At 59.1% G+C, this 17,266-nt stretch carries 18 protein-coding genes; 12 read left to right on the top strand and 6 right to left on the bottom strand.

What is annotated here, in order from left to right:
* The first annotated feature begins 129 nt into the window (after positions 1-129).
* On the top strand, positions 130-351 hold the full coding sequence (locus RRH01S_RS08070; protein ID WP_007689232.1) for a hypothetical protein: 222 nt from the start codon (positions 130-132) through the stop codon (positions 349-351).
* A 98-nt stretch (positions 352-449) separates the two neighbouring features.
* Complete coding sequence (locus RRH01S_RS08065) at positions 450-1,028, top strand: flavodoxin (protein WP_042470767.1); 579 nt, start codon at positions 450-452, stop codon at positions 1,026-1,028.
* Positions 1,029-1,065: 37 nt separating this feature from the next.
* On the opposite strand, the gene RRH01S_RS08060 is transcribed toward RRH01S_RS08065, so the two are convergent.
* From RRH01S_RS08060 to RRH01S_RS08040, 5 genes are all read right to left on the bottom strand, one after another.
* The gene (locus RRH01S_RS08060; RefSeq protein WP_042470764.1) at positions 1,066-2,709 is read right to left on the bottom strand and encodes a Na+/H+ antiporter; all 1,644 of its coding nucleotides are present in this window, start codon (positions 2,707-2,709) and stop codon (positions 1,066-1,068) included.
* Between the two features lie 204 nt (positions 2,710-2,913).
* Complete coding sequence (locus RRH01S_RS08055; protein WP_007689229.1) at positions 2,914-3,528, bottom strand: FMN-dependent NADH-azoreductase; 615 nt, start codon at positions 3,526-3,528, stop codon at positions 2,914-2,916.
* 97 nt (positions 3,529-3,625) lie between these two features.
* Positions 3,626-4,048 carry a DoxX family protein gene (locus RRH01S_RS08050; RefSeq protein WP_012649266.1) on the bottom strand — a complete coding sequence of 141 codons (423 nt, stop codon included), beginning with the start codon at positions 4,046-4,048 and terminating at the stop codon, positions 3,626-3,628.
* Positions 4,049-4,078: 30 nt separating this feature from the next.
* Entirely contained in the window at positions 4,079-4,453 is a 375-nt protein-coding gene (locus RRH01S_RS08045; protein ID WP_007689227.1) for a glutathione S-transferase N-terminal domain-containing protein, read from the bottom strand.
* Complete coding sequence (locus tag RRH01S_RS08040; protein ID WP_034522413.1) at positions 4,450-5,301, bottom strand: DODA-type extradiol aromatic ring-opening family dioxygenase; 852 nt, start codon at positions 5,299-5,301, stop codon at positions 4,450-4,452. Before RRH01S_RS08040 ends, RRH01S_RS08045 begins: the two co-directional genes overlap by 4 nt.
* A gap of 135 nt (positions 5,302-5,436) precedes the next feature.
* On the opposite strand from RRH01S_RS08040, the gene RRH01S_RS08035 reads away from it, so the two are divergent.
* Positions 5,437-6,351, top strand: a complete 915-nt coding sequence (locus tag RRH01S_RS08035; RefSeq protein WP_012649264.1) for a LysR family transcriptional regulator — start codon at positions 5,437-5,439, stop codon at positions 6,349-6,351.
* Positions 6,352-6,428: 77 nt separating this feature from the next.
* Here RRH01S_RS08035 and RRH01S_RS08030 read toward each other — a convergent pair whose 3' ends face one another.
* Positions 6,429-7,037, bottom strand: a complete 609-nt coding sequence (locus RRH01S_RS08030) for a LysE/ArgO family amino acid transporter (protein ID WP_007689224.1) — start codon at positions 7,035-7,037, stop codon at positions 6,429-6,431.
* 98 nt (positions 7,038-7,135) lie between these two features.
* On the opposite strand from RRH01S_RS08030, the gene RRH01S_RS08025 reads away from it, so the two are divergent.
* The 9 genes from RRH01S_RS08025 to RRH01S_RS07980 all read left to right on the top strand — a co-directional run bounded on the left by RRH01S_RS08025 (position 7,136) and on the right by RRH01S_RS07980 (position 17,259).
* Positions 7,136-8,038: a LysR family transcriptional regulator ArgP gene (locus RRH01S_RS08025; protein ID WP_012649263.1), complete on the top strand. Its 903-nt coding sequence runs from the start codon at positions 7,136-7,138 to the stop codon at positions 8,036-8,038.
* A gap of 332 nt (positions 8,039-8,370) precedes the next feature.
* Entirely contained in the window at positions 8,371-8,721 is a 351-nt protein-coding gene (locus RRH01S_RS08015) for a helix-turn-helix domain-containing protein (protein ID WP_012649262.1), read from the top strand.
* A gap of 181 nt (positions 8,722-8,902) precedes the next feature.
* The gene (locus RRH01S_RS08010) at positions 8,903-9,571 is read left to right on the top strand and encodes a hypothetical protein (protein WP_007689219.1); all 669 of its coding nucleotides are present in this window, start codon (positions 8,903-8,905) and stop codon (positions 9,569-9,571) included.
* Positions 9,572-9,927: 356 nt separating this feature from the next.
* Positions 9,928-10,479 (top strand): hypothetical protein, encoded by a 552-nt coding sequence (locus RRH01S_RS08005; RefSeq protein WP_012649261.1) that lies wholly within the window; start codon positions 9,928-9,930, stop codon positions 10,477-10,479.
* Positions 10,480-10,556: 77 nt separating this feature from the next.
* On the top strand, positions 10,557-11,183 hold the full coding sequence (locus tag RRH01S_RS08000; protein ID WP_012649260.1) for a hypothetical protein: 627 nt from the start codon (positions 10,557-10,559) through the stop codon (positions 11,181-11,183).
* 677 nt (positions 11,184-11,860) lie between these two features.
* Positions 11,861-13,408, top strand: coding sequence for an ABC transporter substrate-binding protein (locus RRH01S_RS07995; protein ID WP_051696905.1), 1,548 nt, complete (start codon positions 11,861-11,863; stop codon positions 13,406-13,408).
* 10 nt (positions 13,409-13,418) lie between these two features.
* The gene (locus RRH01S_RS07990; RefSeq protein ID WP_042470757.1) at positions 13,419-14,372 is read left to right on the top strand and encodes an ABC transporter permease; all 954 of its coding nucleotides are present in this window, start codon (positions 13,419-13,421) and stop codon (positions 14,370-14,372) included.
* The gene (locus tag RRH01S_RS07985; protein WP_034522417.1) at positions 14,369-16,294 is read left to right on the top strand and encodes a dipeptide/oligopeptide/nickel ABC transporter permease/ATP-binding protein; all 1,926 of its coding nucleotides are present in this window, start codon (positions 14,369-14,371) and stop codon (positions 16,292-16,294) included. Before RRH01S_RS07990 ends, RRH01S_RS07985 begins: the two co-directional genes overlap by 4 nt.
* Complete coding sequence (locus RRH01S_RS07980; protein WP_034522418.1) at positions 16,291-17,259, top strand: ABC transporter ATP-binding protein; 969 nt, start codon at positions 16,291-16,293, stop codon at positions 17,257-17,259. The genes RRH01S_RS07985 and RRH01S_RS07980 overlap by 4 nt, the downstream gene beginning before the upstream one ends.
* Positions 17,260-17,266: the final 7 nt, after the last annotated feature.

The following is a 17,266-nucleotide window of genomic DNA, read 5'->3' as shown; positions in this document are numbered from 1 at the left end:
CCGAGCCGCATCGTGCTCCGCGACATGCGTCTACATCTTCGGCACAAAGCTGCGACATGCTTGGCCTATCTTCCGGTTCGAAATTCACTGCACGTTCGGCAATGTCGAAACCAACAGGAGGATAAGAAATTGGCCATCGAGCTATCGCAGATCGCAATATTGCGCAAAGTGCTGGAAGACTTCTGCTCCCACCACGATCTGAGGCTTTCCGACCAACCCGCGATCATCGCCGCGCGGGAACTCATGAGATTTGCGGACGAAGGTGAAAGCGATCCCGCGAATCTCGCCCTGCTCCTCAACGAGACGATGCCCTCACATCTTCATCGCGAGCCACAATCCGCAAGGGCATGAGCAGGTGTTCAACGACGTTCAATCGATGCGGTTCATGTTGAAAAAATATTGAGATGAGCCGGCCGCTCGCAACGAGCCTCTGAAAAGGAAGTAAGGGCATGCAGCTTTCTCGCCGTACTATGCTCACCTCGATGGCCGCTATGGCGATCGTTCCAAGCTGGAGCTTCGCAGCAGACCCCCCCAGGATACTGCTTGCCTACTATTCCTATACGGGGAACACCAGATCGGTTGCGGAAAAGCTCCGGGCGCATGTTGGCGCGCAGCTTTTCGAGATCAGAATGGCAGACCCCTACCCCTCCGACATCCGCAAGGCGGCGGAGCGATCGAGATACGAGCTTGAAACCGGTACGCTTCCCGCGTTGCTCGGCGATCCCCCTGACGTATCGGATTATGATCTGATCCTCGTCGGAGGCCCGGTGTGGTGGAATACCGTTGCAACACCCATCATGAGCTTTCTCGAGCGGACGGACTTCCGCGGCCGGAGCGTCGGCCTCTTCGCCACCTATGCGCTCACCCCTTCACACTATGAGAGCAACTTTGCGGCTCAGGCGCACAATGCATTCTTTCTGCCCGGCCTGATGATCAACGAGTTCGATCTTGCCAACGGACGGGCTGGCGATGCGATAAATTCCTGGGGTATCCGAACCGGGTCAACGGGCAGAGCAAACACGTTGTAAGCGGCATAGGCGACGGTGAGTACCCGGCCGAAAGCAACTACGTGCTGGATACCAAACGTGCCTCGAGCAGATCTATTTCGCGAACCAGTGTCTTGGCTGTCGCCTCGGGAAGTTTTCGCGCGCGGGCCATCCCAAAAATCGCATCGCGTTCGGCACGAAGCCCCGATAGCCGAAGGGCGCGTTCGATATCCTCCATTCGCTGCACTTGCTCGGCCTCATCGCCCGTCTTGGAACGCCCGTCGATGCGTTCGCGATAAAATTCCATGAGCCTTGCCCCGACTTCCGAGTAAAAATCGGCATCGCTCCGCCCTTCGCCCATTCGGTGCTGGGCCGCCTGGATCGCCTTGATGGCCGCCTCTGCCGCTGCGATCCGTGCCGCGTCCTCCTCCTGCCGATGTGTCGGCTCGGGGGGCAGATCGAGATTCTTCAGCAGAAAGGGAAGAAAGACGCTCGCCAGGACCAGCGAGGTGATGATGACACCTGCGGCAAGGAAGATCGCAAGCTCGCGCGCCGGAAAGGCGCTGCCGTCGTCCAGTGCCAAAGGCAGCGTCAGGATACCAGCAAGGGTAATCGCGCCGCGAACGCCGGCAAGCGATGTCGCAACCACGAGCCTCCAGCTCGGTGTCCTTATGGTCTCCCCTCGCCTTGCCGCGCGAAAAAGCGTGAAGCGAAGGGAAATCCAGACCCAGCTCAGCCGCATGATCACAAGCGCCGCCGTGATGGCCGCGACGTAGATGACCAGCCAGATCGGATGACCGTGACCGGTCTCGCGCACGACTTTCGCCGCGCTGGAAGCGATGTTTGGAAACTGCTGTCCAAGAAGCACGAAGACCATGCCGTTCATCGCGAACTGGACCGTATCCCAGACGGTTTGTGTTCTGACCCGTGTAATGGCGAGCGCCCGACCGCGACGTTCGACAAAGCTCATGGTGATCCCGGCGGCGACAGCAGCTAGAATGCCCGAACAATGAAAATGCTCAGCGGCGAGATAGGCACAGAACGGGATCAGCAGGCTGATCAGGATATGGGAGCCGGTGTCCTCTCCGAGTTTGCGGGAAACAAGGTCGCGCGTGCGCGTGACGGCCCATGTCAGACCGACACCAATGGCGATCCCGCCCAGTGCAAGCCACAGAAATGTGGTGACTGCCTCGCCGACGGAGAAGGCTCCCGTCACCGCCGCAGCCACGGCGAAACGCATGCAGACAAGGCCCGATGCGTCATTGAGGAGAGATTCACCTTCCAGGATGTGCATCAATCGCTTCGGGATCGGAACGCGCGCCGATATCGCCGAAACGGCAATGGGATCGGTGGGCGACAGGATTGCCGCCAGCGCGAAAGCGACGGGCAGCGGCACAGATGGGATCATCCAGTGAATGAAGATGCCGACCCCGAGAACGGTGAAAAGCACAAGGCCGAGCGCCAGTTCGAGAATGATGCCCTTGTCGTGCAGCAGTCCCTCCTTCGGGATGCGCCAGCCATCCAGAAACAGCACGGGAGGCAGGAAGAGCAGGAAGAAGATCGACGGATCCAGCTCGACCGCCCGGCCCGTCACGACGGCGACCAGCATCCCCAGTCCGATCTGGATCAGCGGCAAAGGCACCGCAATCGGCAGAATCCGGGTCACCGTCCCGCTGACCACCACCATGGCCAAAAGCGCCAGCGCGATCGTTATTCCTTGCATCACATGTCCTTATCGTGGGTCGTCGGCGGGTTCGATCAGAATACCGGATAGAATCAATTCCGGTGCATAATTGAGAACATATCCGTCGAAAATTGAAGTCTGTCCCTTGTTCGGCGAGAGAGGAATGCAAATAGGCTGCCCGGTTGGGGCAGCCTATTTGCGTGGGAATTTTCGTGCTTGACGATGATTGCCGGGCTCGGATGCCTAGGCAGAGATTGACGAAATCTCGCCGCGAGCCTGGGAAATAGCCGCATCTCTGGCTTCAGGGCCGAATGCCAGGCCTTCTGCCCGAACGATGGTCACATCATGCAGGCCGAGAAAGGCAAAAACGCCCTTGAGGTAGCTTTCATGATGTTCAAATGCGGCATAAGGCGAGCCCGGCGCATAGGCACTGCCGCGTGTGGAAGCAATGAAGATCTTCTTCGACGGAGAGACCAGGGCCCGAACCTCGCCGGTATCGTTGTACGTGAATGTGCGACCCGCGACGACGATACGGTCGATCCAAACCTTCAATTGAGAAGAGACCGAAAAATTATACATCGGGGCTCCGATGACAATGATATCGGCACCGAGCAGCTCGGTCAGATATTCGTCGCCTTTGGCAATGTCTCCACGCAGGCCCTGTTCTTCTATCGGTGCACCGTGCCGGGCAGCGATGTGACCGCCCGAAAGGTGGCTTGCAACATCCAAGGCCAGATCGCGATAGATGACATCGATCGAAGGGTGCAGTGCCTTCTGGCGGGCGACGATCTCGGCCGAGAGAATGCGGCTGACGGAGTTATCACCGAGAACACTGGAATCAATGTGCAGCAGTTTCATCGAGGCGTCCTTTAAAGGCTCCCATCAGGGAGTGTGTTTGATCGGTTTGACGGGGACTATTTCTCTTCCCGGGCTAGGGGAGCGCATTGATTGAAGGTCACGCGCCTTTGGCGAGCGACACCTCTTTCGTGGACGGGCGCCAGACATTATCGAGCGCCCAGCTGCCCGCACCAGCAAAGGCGAGATAAAGGAAGATGAAGCAGAACATGATGGCGGGCTCGCCCATATTGAGCGCCGGCCAGAAGCTCTGTGGCGCATGGGCCATCCAATAGGCGGCGGCCATTTCGCCTGCGGCGACGAAGGCTGCAATGCGGGCGTAGTATCCGACCGTCATCAACAATCCGGTCACGATCTCGATTGCGCCGGCGACCAGCATGATGGCGGGCAGCGGATAGGGCACGCCCGGGATCGCCGCCGGGAACTGGAAGAATTTCATCGTCGCATGTTCAAGGAACAGCAGCGCGGTCACGATCCGCAAGATGGCGAGGATATGGGGCGTCCATTTGGCCGTGTTGGGCATGGTATTTCTCCTGGATGGCTGTTCGGGTGATCAGGCGGCGGCAGCTTTAAGCTCGAGATTCTCTTTCCAGAGCTTCAGCATTGGCTTGAGCGCGCCTTCAACATAGTTGTTAAGCACCGGCATGCTGGCGGGCTCTCGGCCCGACCTAGCGGCCAGAAACGCGATGATGTCGTCGGACTCAGCGATATAGCGACCGGGTTCGAGCTGGGCTGAAGGGAAACTCACCTTCTCGAGGCGAGTGTCGAGTTCGGCGCGAATCTCTTTCTCCTGCTTCGATCCCGGCTCGAATTCACGGATCTCCACATCGTCCATCATGCCGGCTTCGAGCAGGAACAGCTTCACCTTCAGGCAGAAGGGGCAGTTGTTCTTGAAGTAGACAATCGGCCTCGACGTCGTGTCGCTCATTGGGTTCCTCCTTTGGATAGAGGCGCTCCGGGCGCATTGCCGAAGCGGAAGCTGGATGCGGTGAGCCCGCCCGCGAAGTCAGTCTGGTGATAGGTCACGGCGCCGGGTTCGTCCCGGGCGGCACCCACCGCCACCATCAGCGGGATGAGATGATCTTCCTGTGGATGCGCGGCACGGGCGAAGGGAGCTTTCTCCCATTCCAGCAGCCGCTCGGCCCGCTCATGCGGCAAGGAGTGAACCAGCGTCTGCTGGAGCCAGGCGTCGAATTGGCGGGAAGGCTCATGGCCGCTGCTGCCCCGCATTTCCCGCAGGTTGTGATAGCTGAGGCCGCTGCCGATGATCAGCACGCCCTCGTCACGCAGCGGCGCCAGAGCGCGCCCGGCCTCAAGGTGCAGCGCTGGATCGTAGCTGGCATCCAGTGAGAGCTGAACGACCGGAATATTCTCATCCGGATAGAGCGGCTTCATGATGCTGAACGTGCCGTGGTCAAAGCCGCGGGCCGGATCAAGTCCGGCATCGAAACCGCGTGCCTGCAGAAGATCCAGCACGCGCTTTGCAAGCGCGGGCGAACCGGGCGCGTCATATTTGATCTGATAGAGGTACTCCGGGAAACCGTGATAGTCGTAGACCATACCCGGTCTGGCACCGGATGAGATGGTGAAGCCCGGCTCCTCCCAATGACCCGAGACCACGAGGATCGCCTTGGGTGCGTTGTCGAGCTCCGCCCGCATCTCGATCAGCGATTGCTCTAGCCTGTCGAAATTACGGCGGAAGTCGTCGGTGATATACGGCCAGGGACCGCCGCCATGACTGACGAAATAGGTCGGAAGGCGGAGTTCGGTCGTCATAGTCTATCCTTGCGAAGCAGCGGGTGCAAAACCGATAGGAAGGTTTTTCCTTCTCGTCCGTCGAAACTGAGCCTTTCACACAAGTTGATCAATGCGCCTTACATTGAAGGAACATTTCCTATATGTTGATGATCGATGGATACGTTAACGAGCCTTCGGGTCTTCTGTACGGTGGCGGAGCTTAAGAGCTTCACGGCTGCGGCGGATCGTCTTGGTCTCTCGCCGGCGATGGCGAGCAAGCATGTGATGCACCTGGAAAGCCGCCTCGGAACCCGGCTGCTGAACCGAACCAGCCGCCATGTCAGCATCACCGAAACCGGCATGCTCTATTTCAATCAAGCCAGGCAAATGCTCGACGGGCTGGACGAAGTGGAAGCCGCCGTCAGCAACGTCACGGTCATGCCGCGCGGGATCTTGAAATTCAGCGCTCCCGTTTGGATTGCAAATACGCTCATAGCCCGCACGATTGCTGAGTATCATCAGCGCTATCCTGATGTGCGCTTCGACATGGATCTCAGCGGCCGGATCGTCAATCTCGTGGATGAAGGCTTCGATCTTGCCCTACGGGCGACGACACCCGAGCGGCTAGACCCCAGCCTTATCGCACGCCCATTGATGGAGGTCGGCTTTCATCTTGTCGGGGCTCCCGCCTATCTGTCGCGCACCGGCCGTCCGGTCGCACTGACCGATCTCAATGGCCACTCGCTGCTGCTTTATAGCGGCATAAACGCGAGCGGCAGCTTGACGTTCAAGGGGCCGCAGGGGCCGGAGACGGTGAACTTCCGCCCCGTCATGCAAAGTGAAAACGAGATCATGCTGCATCTGGCGGCGCTTGAGGGCATGGGGCTTGTCTTTCTGCCTGTATGGATGACGCAAACCGACATTGCCGAAGGCCGGCTGGAATTGGTCTTGCCCGATGCCGTCAAATTCAGCGCGACCCTCCACGCCGTTTATCCCAGCAGAAAGTACCTTTCCGCCAAGGTCCGCACCTTCATCGATTTCCTGGCTTCGCGCAAAAACCTCTGCTCATCGGCGGGCGAATCTAATTAGCCGGATAATTATAGGGAGAATTTACGACGGGCTGCTGACGCCGCGCCGTCCTGTTACAGGCCCACCACAGAATGCGGTTACGTCTGTCTCAACAGATTCAGGGCAATCATCCACATTGTCAGCGTGATGACCGTTTCCAGAATCCGCCAGGATGCCGGCCTCGAAAAGATCGGCCGCAGCCAGATCGCGCCATAGCCGAGCGAGAAGAAGAACAGAAACGAGCCGGTTACAGCGCCCGCCGCGAAGGAGACCTCATATCCCGGAAAGCGCGTCGAGATCGTACCGAGCAGCATGACCGTATCGAGGTAGACATGCGGATTGAGCCAGGTGAGAGCAAGGCAGGTGAGGAGGGTCGCCCGAAAGTTCGATGCACCCGCGTCCTGAACCCCCAAAGCACCTGACGAGCGAAAAGCGGAATAGAGGCTTTTCGCTCCGTACCAGATCAGGAACGCTGCTCCTCCATAGCGCATGACCGGATCGAGCCAGGGCAGCAAGGCGGCGATCTGCCGGAAACTGCTCACGCCCAGCGTGATCAGCACGGCATCCGACAATGCACAGGCGAAGCAGACGGCGAATATATGCTCATTGCGCAGCCCCTGGCGGAGCACGAAGGCGTTCTGTGCACCGATCGCGACGATGAGGCTTAGTCCCATCATCAGGCCTGTCCCAAAAACCGGAAAATTCATGCCTCGAACGCTCCCTGGATATCGTGAGTTGTCCGCTATCGCATGTCGCTTGTTTAGGGTAATTAATGCTGCTAATCCCAATTAAGAAAAACTAATCCATGCTCGACTATTCCGCTCTCCGCGCCGTTTCGACGGTCGTTCAAACAGGCAGCTTCGAGAAGGCCGCAGGCCTTCTCAATGTGACGCCCTCAGCCGTCTCGCAACGCGTGAAACAGCTCGAGGAGCGCCTCGGCATCGTTCTGATCGTACGGGGCAATCCCTGCATCGCGACCGAGAAGGGAGAATGGCTCTGCCGGCACATGGAAAATGTCGGCATGCTCGAAATCGAGCTATTCGGGCATTTACCCTCCCTTGTCGATCCGACAGAACCCGAACCGAGGGTGACGCTGCACATCGCGACCAATGCCGACAGTCTCGGAACATGGTTCCTGACGGCCATGTCGAACTTCGCCAACCGCTCGCCATATCTGCTGAACATCGCGATCGATGACGAGGACCATACCGCCGAATGGCTGCGGCGGGGTCAGGTGGTCGCCGCGGTCACCAGTCTGGAAAAGCCGGTTTCGGGCTGCCGGCGCATGTCTCTCGGTGCGCTGCGCTATCATGCAACGGCAAGCCCGGATTTCATTGCCCGGCATTTCCCGCAGGGTGTCACGGCACAGGCCATTGGCAAAGCGCCCGCGCTGACCTTCAACCAAAAAGACAGGCTCCAGAGCCGGTGGATGCGTCAGGTGTTCGGGGAAGATCTGAGCCCTCCGGCGCATTGGCTGCCGTCGACGCAAGGGTTCGTCGCAGCCAGCCTTTCCGGCATGGGATGGGGCATGAACCCGGCGGCCCTCGTGCGTGAGCACCTGGCGTCCGGCCGGCTGGTCGAGCTCATCCCGGAAACGCCATTGGACGTCCTCCTCTATTGGCAGATGAACCGCCTTGCCGCTGATCGGCTGGTTGACCTGACGCGCGAAGTCACGACGGTCGCCAAGCATCATCTGCTGGGTCTTTGATCAACGGGTCTTATGGCCCGTTTCCACTTGTGGCAGGTTCGCCTTGGCCGCGCGATCAAGTCGCATGAACCCAAACAGGACCATTTCGATTCGCGGTCGCGAAGACAGCGCAGTATTGCCGCTCGTCCCCGCCTCAAGGCGCATCTTCACACGACCCTCCTGTGTTGCAGCACGGATCAAAAATCGACAGTTTGACGTCGTCATAGCGGGCAGAGAAAGGGCTTGCGCCAGACTGTTTTCCCTCCACTAACCATAAGCATCATCTAATATTTGATATATCTAAAATTCCCTATGGCTGGGCTGTTCCAAACCCAACCATAGGAAGAATTTATATGGCTCACGACCCCGCTCGCGGCAGACGTATTCGACAGGCGATCTCTCAACGCAAGATCCGGAAAGTGCATGCCCTCGCCGCCGAGCTTAATGTGTCAGTCGCTGCCGTCTCACGCTGGCAGAATGGCGGTCATACCTCTTTGGAAAGCGTCTCCGCACTGGCCCGCGTGCTCGACGTCTCGCTCGACTGGCTCCTGCTCGGGCGCGGTACCATAGACTGGCACCGGGATAGCACGATCTCCGCCACCGAACTGCAATGGGTGCTCGCGCTGCGCAGCCGGCCCGCGACGATCCGATCCCGCCTCCTCGACCTGCTTGAAGCCATCCCTCCGGAACAGTCATTACGCTGAGCGTAATTCCAATGCGTTTATCAACCTCAAGTCAACAGCTTTAGGTTGATTAAGAAGGCAATACAAAAGATCTTCCTAATCAGGGTTTTGGTCACGGCGCCGGCACAGGAAAGCCAGATCAGCACAGCTTTCGCCGCGGCCGGAACCCTTGCTTCACTCTCAACGCAAAGGATTGTTGACCATGTCTACATTGCTGACCATCAACGTGAAGAACTACCAGAAACAGACGCAGAATTTCTATTTCTTCCAGGAGCCGGCTATCTATTCCGGCGGTGGGCCGGTCTATTCGAACAGCCTCTATTCACTGTCTCTCGGCAACTATGATGATACCGGCGCAATCCTGACCTTCCAGGTCAACATGCAATATTATGCCGGCATCCAGCAGACGCACTCGCTGCCGCAAGTCGGGGCCGCCTCCGGCTTTGCATCCGCCAGCCGTCCCATCGATCTTACTCCGAAGGCGAAAGGCAGTTCGCCGAACAACTGGACGGAAGCATCTGTCGCTCCGCTTGGTCTTTCCAGACCGAAACATCTGGAAGGTGTGCAGGCGGGCTCCTTCCGCATCGAAACGCCGATCGCCGACTCTCCGCCCTACTACAACATCGGCTCAGCGGTCTCCGTCAACGGCGGCATCGTACTCTCCAACTTCGTACACGCAAATCCGAGCAACTATACCGATTGCCAGCCGGTCCTCAAATATTACGTCCAGACCGGTTTGTATACGCCAGGCAACGTCATGAACTTCACGCAGTCGAGCAAGACAGCCGCTGGCTGCGACTTCACCGGCGGCTACACCATCTGCGACGTCGAACTCGAATCGAACGGCAAGTGGAGCGTTGAACTCGAATAAGCCTCGTGTGGCCATGCGGGTGAAGCGCCGCCCCAACACCCCTTCACCCGCATGAGCCACATGATGTCCGCCGCCCCCCACCAGGGCGGCGGACAGCCCGGACCCTCATCCTCTCGAGCAGCACCTCACCCCGACGCCGGGAACATCCTGCGCAAGACCATGGTGCGGGGCGCCGACGCGCCTTTCGCTTGAATGCCCGGAGGCGACCTCAACGCGCCTCCCCGAACACTCACAGACACGGCGGACGGCGCGAATTCGCTCACCGCCTAGCAGGTCCGGCGACATGCGTCGCCGGTCAGCGCTCCCCGTATGCCGCGGGGAACGTTCATCCCCCTATCGTGAAAAGGAGAACCGCTATGCAAATTACCAAACTACGCAGCCGCATCCTTGCTGCGACATTTGTCGCCTTGGTTGCGCTTGGCACTGCAAGTGCGGCGAACGCTTATTCCGTCTATCGCAGCGTTAATGCCAATCCCGGAACGGGAGTTGTCGATTGGACTTTGGCGAGCTTCGGTGTCAGCGGAACCCCACCGACGCTCTCATTCTTCCACAATCCAAACGATGATGCCGCGCGTACAGCAACGCCCGCAGCCCAGTGCTTCGTCAAGGTATACCTTGGCGAGCTGATCGGTCCGCTGGTCGGCACCCAGGTTCCAGTGGGCAATGCCGGTATCCCCACCCCGGTCAGTCCGAATCCCCTCGATCACCCAAGGCCTTTCCCCTGGAATATCACCTTCGACAGCATCCAGCCTGGCCACTGGAGCATCGCAAGAGCCCAAATAGTAGACGATACGACAAATGCTGCAGCCAGTAGAGTGGCAGCCGCAGGTTTCCGGATCCTCGCCACCAGGGCCGGCTCTGGTGTTACCGTCATCAACGGTACTCTGGGAAATTGCACCGCTCAGTAGACTTAACTTCAGAAAATCATAATATTTTCTTTCGCCGCCGGCCCCTGGTCCGGCGGCTTTTCACGGGAGAATTCGACATGGCAGTGCTTCATCACGCTTTTCGTTGCGCCATCACGCCAGCCTTGAAGCGGGAGGTTTCGGACCTGTTGGCGGCATGGGAGATCGGTGACCGGGAAAAGTTGTCGGCCATGGCCGTCGCCCGGTATGCGGCACTGGCTGGGCGCGAAGACATTCACGCAGCCTTTTATCTCGGCCCGGAAGGCGCCGCACAGTCCTGGCTGCAACCGCAATTCATCAGTCCCGGACTTGCCGCCTTGGTGGTGTTCGCCGGAAACTTCGCCCCCCTGCCCACATTGAGCGCCAGCAACGATACAAATCATCATCGGCTGGAAACGCATCTCCCGGCGCTTGGCTGGTCGCCCGAAGAAATCGACTCTCTCATCCATGGACAGCCGATTGAAACAATGCTGCATGACTATGCCGGCTCTGCCAACCGGATGGAACCCGGTGGATTCCGCCACACGGGCGGCTGGACCCCTCCGGGCACGGCACAAAAGTTGAGCGTCAAACTCGACAGGCTAGCCCTCGAACCTCCCAAGGCATCATGGAGCCTGCTCAACGAAAGCAAGGCACTGGACGATGCGCGCGCGATGCTGGCCCCCCTTCGCGATAACGACTGGCTGGTAACGGCGATCACACACTGAAGACGCCGCACAACGTTGGTCGCGGGTTGTGGAAACCATTTGCGAGATGGCGCCCTCCAATCTCGGCTTAACCAATGTCCCCATGCGAAGTCGGCTGAAACCGACCCATTGGAGCAAAGCCCGGGCGAAACCACTTCGCCTGACTCATGTCGACATCGATCAAATCCTGTCCGCTCAATACCGCTTCATTGTCTTTTCTCCGTCTGCAGTCCTTCTGATTCAATTCTGTTTCTTTGCGCCGCTTGCGCGACGAGTGTTGCCGGCATGAGTCGGGCCATGAGCCCCGCCTTATGAGGGGATGCATGCCATGCAGCGGCGACGAGGGTGGACGAAACCGGATGGCCCCGCTCCTGCCAGAGAGCGTATGCCCAAGAGGAGTGACCGCCCCGGTTTCTGGACCAGCGGAGGCTAGAGTTTTCCAGCTTCATTCAAGAAGAAATTTGTTGGTTCCGGCAAACGACCGCCGACCTCTTTCGCTTGCCGGCCATGCGCCGCTGGCTATGATTTGTGCATATAAATCAATCGCCTAATTTTCAGGCGCTCCCATCCACCCTTTGAATGGCAAAGAAATCTATATGCCATAAAAATATTTTCGATTGGACAGCGAACCTCAACGAAGCTGGACTGTCCAACACAGAACGAAGCCGCACTTTCCCTCCAACAATTTCGAGGCAACTGTGACACCTTCCGATTCCCTGAACTGCAAAACGACGAGACGCAGGGTACTGGTCAGCCTGGGCGCAGGTATTGTCGCGCTTACGTTGCCGCAGGGCACCCATGCCCAGACACCCGGCACTGTGTTGAAATTCGGCCTCTCCACCTTCCCGCCGACCATCAAGCCTTTCGACAACACGGGCGGCGCTGCCAATACCGTCAAACTGATGCTGTTTCGCGGACTGATGGGCTACGATGCGGCCGGCAAGCTGGTCACCGAGCTCGCCGAAAGCGTGACATGGAGCAATCCGACCACTGCCGTCTTCAAATTGCGCCAGAACGCCGTCTTCCATGACGGTAGTCCGGTAACCGCTACCGATGTGATCTATTCGCTGAACGAGATTACCAAGGAGGGCTCTACCGCCTATCTGAAGAGTGATCTGAAGATTATCGCGGCCGTGAACGCTTTGGATGACAAGACCGTGCAGGTCACGCTGAAGGCGCCAAGCGCCATCTTCCTTGATCTGATGGCCAGCTATTGCTGCCCGGTGATCTCGAAGAAGAGTACCGAAAGCGCGATGATCGGCGCCGGGCCGTTTACGATGAAGGCCAGCGAAAAAGGAGTTTATATCGAGCTGTCGCGTTTCAAGGGCTTCTATATGGCGGATCAGCCCGAGGTCGACGGCATCCGCTTCATTGCCTATGCCGATGAGAACCTTCGTTATGCAGCACTCGAGGCGGGCGACGTCGATCTGATCGAATATCTTCCCTGGACACAGTTCGATGCGGTCGAGGCTTCTAAAACGCTGAAGATGAAGACCACGCTGGGGCCGTTCATGTTCCTGCTGTTCAATGTCACCGACGGTCCTTTTGCCAATGCCAAGGTGCGCCAGGCGGTGGGCTATGCCATCGAACGACAGGATGTCGTTGATGCCGCGTTTGCCGGACGCGGTGTGCCGCTTTACGGCCTGCCGAACCCGCAGGGATCGCCATTCGATCTCGCCGATCCGGCGCATGAATGGAAATATGATGTCGAGAAAGCCAAGGCATTGTTGGCAGAGGCCGGATATCCGAACGGCTTTGAGTGCCGCCTGCTGGCAACCGCCACTTACGGAATGCATCAGGATACGGCATCCGTAGTTCAGGCCTATCTCGCCGCGATCGGCATCAATGCCACGCTGGACCTTCCCGATTGGGGCACACGCGTCACAGCGGGCAAGGAAGGCAAATACAACATTGCCGTTCACGGCACGTCGGGCAACTACAACGACCCCGATGCGCTCTGGTCGCTGTTGTACTCGGGCAACCCCTCCTATCTGCAATCCTTCGGCTTCAAGAGCGCCCGCATCGACGGGCTCTTGGAACAGGGCCGCAACGAAGTCGACCAAGCCAAGCGCAAGACGATCTATCAGCAGCTCGTGGTCGCCTATTACGAAGAGGTGCCGCAGGTTCCACTGAACTGGCGGATCCAGGCCTATGCCATGAAGCAATCGGTCGAAGGGTTCGAACAGCTGCCCGGGTTTCTCAGCGGTTCATCAGGCTACGCGCTCGACGAAACGAAACTCGCATAAGGAGTGCTGAATGCTGGCCTTCATCTCTCGTCGCATAGCAGCCGCTGCTGCCATGCTGCTGGTTATCGGTACAATCATTTTCTCGCTTTTGATCATTGTGCCGGGCGATCCGGCGGAACTGCTGCTATCGACAGGCGGCGGCTCGGCGACCCCGGAGGCCATTGCCAATCTCCGCTCCAATATGGGCTTGGATAAGCCCGTCATGGTCCAATACGCGACCTTTATCTACAATACCGCGCGGCTGGATTTCGGTACATCGATCGTGGACAACGGCTCGATTTCCTCTGCCATCGCCCTGCGCCTGCCACGTACGCTGGAGATCATCGTTGTGGGCGCCATCCTTGCACTGATGCTGGCAATTCCGGCGGGCACAGCGGCGGGTTTGCGGGCTGGCGGCAAGTTCGATATTGCGACCTCGGCCGTGAATGCACTGCTTACCTCCGTGCCGGGTTTCGTCGTCGGCACCCTGTTCATCTATTTCTTTGCGCAGTTGCTGGGTTGGTTACCAGCCGGCGGCTATGTCGTGTTCCCAAGCGATCCTCTCCAACACCTGCAGATGCTGGTACTGCCTTCGCTGACCGTCGGCCTGCACCTGGCCACAATTGTCTTTCGCATGACGCGCGTAAGCGTTCTGGAAATGCGTGGTCATGACTGGGTCCGCACTGCCGTGGCAAAGGGCCTGCGCCGCAAACGGGTGGTCCGTCGTCACATTCTTTACAACGCGCTCGGACCGATCATCACCGTAGTCGGCCTACAGCTTGGTATTCTTCTCGGATCCACCGTCCTCGTCGAATTCGTCTACAACTGGCCAGGGCTCAGCGGCCTGCTCGTTTCGGCGGTCGAACAGCGGGATTATCCCACCGTTCGCGCCATCATCTTGACGGTCGCCGCCATCTTCATCGGCATCAATATGGTGATCGATATCCTATCCTCGCTGCTTGATCCGAGGATCCGCCTGCAATGATTTCAATCCCCCGTTTTCCCAAGCGCATGATCATGCCCAGCGTCCTTCTTGCTGCGTTGATCATCATCCCGTTCGCCGCCCCGCTGATCACCGCGGAAGATCCCATCAAGATCGGCGTACGCTACCGTCTTGCCGCTCCGGATCTCACACACTGGTTGGGACGTGACGAATTCGGCCGTGACCGGCTGGCCCGGGTGCTTTACGGCGGACAGGTCTCGTTGACCGTCGCCTTTGTCGCCACCACGATCGCCTGCATCGTCGGCACGCTTTTCGGCCTGATCGGTGCCTATTTCCGTGGTCCATCGGAGTTCGTGACGACCCGGCTGTCCGACATCGTCCTATGCTTCCCGCCGATCCTGTTGGCACTGCTGGTCGTTACCCTGTTCGGCCCCGGTGCCGGCACCTTGGTGGCAGTGCTGTCCGTACTCTATTTTCCGACATTTGCGCGCATCGCCTTTTCCGAAGCGCTGCGCGTCACCTCGCTCGATTTTGTCGAGGCCTCGCGCGCGCTTGGCACGCCGTCATACCGTATCGTGCTTGGCACTATCCTGCCGAACATCGCCGGCCCCGTATCGGTCCAGTATTCGCTGACGGCTGCCGCGGCGATTACCATCGAAAGCGGCCTTTCATTCCTCGGCCTCGGCGTGGTGCCACCCGCACCGTCCTGGGGTCAGATGATCCGCGGTGCTCGCCAGTTCATGAACCAGGATCCAATCGGCATCATGATACCCTGCACTGCATTGGTGCTGACGATTTATGCGATCAACTTCTTCTGCGACCGCCTGCGCGATACGCTGGACCCGAAGGGGGCCGCCAGCAGCTGCATGGATGAGGTCTCGGTGCCACTGGCCCTCGCAGACTCGCCGGCGATACGCGATCCCGATATTGTCGCCGTGATCAGCAATCTGCGGCTTGAGACCTCCCGGTTTGAAACGCCTGTTGCTGTGATCGAAGACGTCTCGCTGACCTTGCGCGCCAATCAATGTACGGCACTTGTCGGCGAAAGCGGTTCGGGGAAATCCCTATCTTCGCTTGCGCTGATGGGTCTCCTGCCCGGAGCCATCCGGCAGGCGTCGGGCACGCTGCAACTGCGCCGCAAAACCGGCGATGTGGTTAACCTGGGCTTTGTGGATGCCCGCACGCTCGAGGAGATCCGCGGCAATGACATTGCCATGATCTTTCAAGAGCCGATGACTTCGCTCAATCCGATCCACAAGATCAGCGACCAGATGGTCGAGGCCATTCTCGCGCACCGCCCGATGTCCAAAGCCGACGCCCGCAAGCATGCGATTGAACTGCTGAAGCGGGTGGGCATGAATGACGCTGAACGACGGATCGACAGCTACCCAGATCAGATGTCGGGCGGCATGCGCCAGCGTGTCATGATCGGCATGGCTCTGACCTGCGAGCCGCGCCTTCTGATTGCCGACGAGCCAACGACCGCGCTCGACGTAACGATTCAGGCCGAGATCATCGAACTGCTACACAGCCTGCGGCAGGATCAGCGGAGTGGCCTCAGCCTGCTGTTCATCAGCCACAATCTCGGGATTGTCGCCGACATCGCGGACCGCGTAGCGGTCATGTATTCGGGCCAGATCGTTGAAGAAGGCCCTGCCGACCAGATCCTGTACGATCCGCATCATCCCTACACGCGCGCGCTGATTGAAAGCATGCCCTCTTCCCATGAAGGGCTGCATTCCACTGGAGGTGACCGGCTTCCGGCGATTTCCGGCACACCGCCCCTGCCCTCCGCCCGCCCCTCGGGCTGTGCCTTCCGTGACCGCTGTCCGATCGCAATATCCGCATGCGCCGAAATCCGGCCAACGCTCTATCCCAGCGCCGATAGCGAGCGCGCCGTGCGTTGTCTGCGCGCGCCGGAGGCGCCTGTCGGCCTGCAGAACCCCCAGACGGAGGCCGCATGAACCCCGCTCCACTTCTCGACGTTCAGAATCTCAAGAAGAGCTACCCTCTCGGGCCAGGCGGTCTCTTCTCCAAGCGGACGTTGAAGATTTTGCACGATGTCAGTTTCAGCGTTGCACCCGGAGAGGTGCTGGGCCTCGTCGGCGAAAGCGGCTCCGGCAAGAGCACGATCGGCCGTGCCATCCTGCGACTGATCGAATCCAAGAGCGACGTGATGCGCTTCAACGGACAGGATCTGAACACGGTCTCGCCTGCCCGGCTGCGCGATCTGCGCAAGGAGATGCAGATCATCTTCCAGGATCCCTATGCCAGCCTCGATCCGCGCAAAACCATCCGCGCGGTTCTATCGGAAGCACTCGATGCGCATGGACTGCACAAGGGACCTGCCCGCGTGCCGCGCTTGATCGAGCTCGTCAATCTCGTCGGACTGGATCCGAGCTTCCTCGACCGACGGCCGCACGAATTTTCCGGCGGGCAGCGCCAGCGCATCGGCATTGCGCGTGCGCTGGCCGTCGAGCCAAGCTTCATCGTCTGCGATGAAGCCGTGTCGGCGCTGGATGTATCCATTCAGGCACAGGTACTCAACCTGTTGGCCGATTTGCGCGCCAAGACCGGGGTTTCGCTGTTGTTCATCAGCCATGATCTCTCGGTGGTGCGCTACATCTCAGACCGGATCATGGTGCTTTATCTTGGTCGGGTCATGGAAGTTGGTCCCGCTGATCAGGTGCATTTCACGCCGAAGCATCCCTATACCGCGGCACTGGTTTCGGCTGAGCCCAGCCTGCACCGCGAAAGCCGCCGCATCCGCCTGATCGGTGAGATCCCCTCGCCGCTCTCCCTGCCGTCCGGCTGCGTTTTTCGCAGTCGTTGTCCCTACGTCCAGCCCGCCTGCGCTGAAACCGTCCCGACGCTACAATCGGTCGGTGATCAGCATCAGTCGGCCTGCCTTCGACATGATATTCTTTAAGGATTCG

The sequence above is a fragment of the Rhizobium rhizogenes NBRC 13257 genome (genome assembly GCF_000696095.1).
GTDB classification, from domain to species: Bacteria; Pseudomonadota; Alphaproteobacteria; order Rhizobiales; family Rhizobiaceae; genus Rhizobium; species Rhizobium rhizogenes.
Note: the sequence above shows the minus strand (reverse complement) of the source record. Positions and strands in the feature narration are given on the sequence as shown.